Origin of the sequence: Litorimonas sp., from assembly GCA_029936425.1 — a bacterium.
Taxonomy (GTDB): domain Bacteria; phylum Pseudomonadota; class Alphaproteobacteria; order Caulobacterales; family Maricaulaceae; genus Litorimonas.
On sequence record JAPYSU010000055.1, the window covers coordinates 1 to 2620 of the forward strand.

A 2620-nucleotide genomic window follows, 5' to 3' on the forward strand; every position below is an offset into this window, starting at 1 on the left:
GCCAATACATGTGGCATCCACGTTACTGCGAGACTCGGAACGCATGTAATGCGAAGGGACTCAACTTTCCGAGATAAATCCAGTTCCTCTGTTGCGCGAGCAAGTTCAAGAAAAGCCAAGCGAACATTACGGGAATATTTCTCTCCATGCTCGGTTAGAACCAGTGTGTTAGCGTTTCTTTGTACAAGCGGAACACCAACGCTATACTCAATGTTTTTTATGTGTTCGGAAACTGTTGAATGTGAAGTGCCAAGCTCCTTCGCAGCAGCGCGGATGCTTCCCAGACGAGCAACCACCTCAAACGCTCTTAGACTATTTAGCGGTGGCAACTTCAATGGCTATTCATGCCTCAATATAAATCAAAATATAGTATGTACTTGCATTAAGAGGATGCAAACGTCTAGTGAATATCGGAGCGTATGAGGCCTCAGCGCCAGAGCATCATCTGATATGATTGTTCGACATGATCACTTCAATACTACATAGCCATATTCGCCATTTTGAACATGTTCCGCATCCGTGCAGCTTTCCATGACAGGTTGCAAACGATCAGTGGGCAAGTAACCCGTTTCGAGATAAATCTTTGATGCCCACTTTTTTGCCACAACAGATTTATAGAACTCAATCAATGGCTTCACAACTCCTGCGGGATCACAAATTGCAATGGCGGGCATTTGAGGACGCTCTTCCAACTCTCGGTCCGTGTATTCAAAGTCACCACCGTATGGGATGTTTGCTACGATCAGGTCTGGCACTATACCAACAATGTCATCGACAAAGTAGCTCTCGAAAAATGGTATATTAACACCATGCCACTCCGCATTTCGGTTTGCCAACGCAACTGCTCCAGGATCAATGTCTGATGCAAGAACAGTGAGGTCGGGCCTTTCTAGTTTTAATGTGACCGCAATCCAGCCACATCCGGTGCCGACCTCCAGAACTACGGCGTTTGGCGGGGCGTCTGCTATGACCCGATGAACAAGTTCTTCAGCGTAGCTGTCTGGAATATAGCAACGACGGTCAACACTATATTTCCTACCCATCATCATTACATAGCCTCTCAAGTATGCATTTGGTTCACCAAACTGCTTTCTGACCGCTAAACGTCGCAACAACTTGGAGTTTCCTTTTGCAAGATCGACAAGTTCGCAAAGCTCATCTCTCGGAACTCCGCTCAAGCCCGCAAGATCAAAGATTGCTTGCGTCTCCCTGTCAAAATTGTGAGCTGTTTTCTTGGACATTGGATGTCAGTCTCCTTGGTTTCAAGTTTCTCGCGGCGGGACGCTTGTCCGTTCAAATTTCAATGTTGAAAGAGCGACCCCAAATGTAATTATGATAGCACCGATCCAGCGGATCGATGAAACTTCTTCCTCAAGAAACACGATTCCGCCACCGATTGAAATCGCGGGAACCAAGAGAAGAAATGGCGCTACGTGACGAACTTCAAATCGAGACAGCAGGAAATACCAAATACCGATACCCATCGCAGTCATGACGCCACCCAGATAGACTACCTCGGCCCATGTTCTAATGGAGATATTCTTTAGTTGTCCAATGGCCTCAGGCTCCAGCAGCAGTGAAACAATTGCTAACTGTGGTGTTGCAAGGGCAGATAAGGCACCCAAGAGCGCCACACTTCCAGTGATACCAGTTTTACGTATCCAGAGTTGCCCAAATGCCCATACGAAAATACTGAAAACAACCATGGCGACCCAGAGTGAGCTCCCATTTATTGCTGGTGGTCCGGCTACCAATGCTACTCCCGAAACCGCGAGAATAATCCCAACAAGTGCGAGGCGCGATGGCCGCTCCTGTAAGAATATCGCTGACAATACGATGAGGACTGGAGCTTCGAGCTGTACCAGCAAGATTGTCAACGATACATCCAACTCAGCAAGACCTATATTGGATAAGCTATAAGGGGCGCTGACGGCCAATACAGAAAGAGGCAGTAGGTGCAAAAGCCGTATTCTTTTAGGCCAACCGGTGAACGGCAATATCAACGCCGCAGCCAAGCCAAAGCGAAGAGCAGCCATCTGAATAGGAGGTAGCTGCTCTAATGCCGATTTTCCAACGATCCATCCGAGACCGAAGATTGTGGCCATTGCCAAGGCAAGAAATACGTTTTTTTTGTTCATTGAGTTTGAGTGCCCCGCAAGGAATTTATCCAATCATCATCAAGTAAGAGCTGGCCAGTGTCAGGGCAGGGATTTCCGACCATGGGGCGTTTTTTCCGATTCACTGATAAAAATTCGATGTGCAATCTATGAGGGAACCACAGAAAGGAATTCCCCTTGGAGGAAACAGCTAACGAGCTTCGAAAACGGTTCAACAAGCGGTTTTATGGGATGTTTCCACGTAACACTGGTCGGCAAGGCCTAGGGGTCTTGGCGCTTGATTTCGGAACAATTCTGGTTGCGATAATATTCGCAGAAAGTCTCAGTACAAACGGGGATGTCGTCTACTGGCTTGGATATGTTTTGGCGTGTGTCGTGATCGGAACTCGCCAACGGTCGTTTGGAAACATCGTGCATGAGTGTTCTCATGCTGGTTTTGTTGCAGACAGAAGATTGAACGATGTGGTAGGCCGCTTCCTTTCCACATTACTATGCTATTCATA

At 47.3% G+C, this 2620-nt stretch carries 3 protein-coding genes and 1 pseudogene; 1 reads left to right on the forward strand and 3 read right to left on the reverse strand.

What is annotated here, in order from left to right; all coding sequences use genetic code 11:
- From ACN0IC_RS14935 to ACN0IC_RS14945, 3 genes are all read right to left on the reverse strand, one after another.
- Positions 1-335: LysR family transcriptional regulator (locus ACN0IC_RS14935; protein ID WP_416879565.1), on the reverse strand; the 335-nt coding region annotated here is incomplete at its 3' end.
- Positions 336-467: 132 nt separating this feature from the next.
- A complete protein-coding gene (locus tag ACN0IC_RS14940; RefSeq protein WP_416879566.1) occupies positions 468-1241 on the reverse strand; it encodes a methyltransferase in 774 nt (257 codons plus the stop codon).
- A gap of 21 nt (positions 1242-1262) precedes the next feature.
- Positions 1263-2138, reverse strand: a complete 876-nt coding sequence (locus ACN0IC_RS14945) for a DMT family transporter (protein ID WP_416879567.1) — start codon at positions 2136-2138, stop codon at positions 1263-1265.
- Between the two features lie 210 nt (positions 2139-2348).
- Between ACN0IC_RS14945 and ACN0IC_RS14950 the strand changes: the two are divergent.
- Positions 2349-2620: pseudogene (locus ACN0IC_RS14950) on the forward strand (hypothetical protein); the annotation flags it as partial.